The organism is Devosia sp. P3_B2, assembly GCF_056402875.1.
The window spans coordinates 1-957 of sequence record NZ_JBFUGO010000031.1; the positions used below are offsets into that span (position 1 = coordinate 1).

The 957-nt window shown below is 63.3% G+C and carries 1 protein-coding gene; it reads right to left on the reverse strand.

Translation table 11 applies throughout. The annotated features are described in order from the left end of the window. On the reverse strand, positions 1–866 hold an 866-nt coding region (locus AC1DV8_RS22925; protein ID WP_477159043.1), incomplete at its 3' end, for a sugar phosphate isomerase/epimerase family protein. Positions 867–957 lie beyond the last annotated feature (91 nt).

The window sequence follows — 957 nt, forward strand, 5'->3', positions numbered from 1 at the left end:
TGCTTGAGATAGTTGAGCGCCCTGACCTGTCCGGTCATTTCAAGCGCGTCGCGATAGACCGGGTCATGCCAGCCTTCGATGTCGATCGAGCCGGTCCAGCCGGCGAGCCGCAGCTCGGAGATGATGTCGGTCCAGTTGCTGTCGCCGAACCCCGGCGTCCGCATGAACACGAACTTCTCCTTGCCGAAGATGCCGTGCTCCTTGATCACGTCCCAGCGGACGGTGGCGTCCTTGCCGTGCACGTGGAAGATCTTGTTCGCCCACTTGCGGACCTGCGGCAGCGGGTCGATCAGGTAGACCAGCTGGTGACAGGGTTCCCACTCGAGCCCGATATTGTCGTCCGGGGTCTCGTTGAACATCAGCTCCCAGGCATCGGGATTGTGGGCGATGTTCCAGTCGCCGGTCTGCCAGTTGCCATCCATGGCGCAGTTCTCGAAGGCGATCTTCACGCCCTTGTCGGCGGCACGCTTGGCGAGCTCGGACCACACCTCTTTGTAGCGCGGCAGGCTGTCGGTCAGCGGCTTGCCGCGCACCCGGCCGGTGAAGCCGGCAACGCAGGTGGCGCCGAAATGGTGGGCGTTGTCGATGCAGTCTTTCCAGCCCTGCAGCGTCTGGCGATCCATCTCCTGGTCCTCGAGCGGGTTGCCGAACATGCCGAGGGTCGAGATAGTGATGTCGCGATTGCCGATGGCATCGAGGCTGCGCTTGCCCAGTTCGGCCAGGTCCTGCCCATTGGTGGTCTGCCAGAAGAACGGCTCAAAACTCTCGAAGCCGAGGTCGGCGATCTCGGCGATGCGATTGGCGGCGTGGCCCGCCGAAGCGGAGATCATGGTGCCGATGCGGATGGCCTTTGCGGGGTCGGTCAATTCAGTATCCTCAGGCTGCAATGGCGACGCGCTGGCGCGTCTTGGCGCTCTCGATGGCGGCGAACACCATGGCGAGGCTGTTGATGTTGTC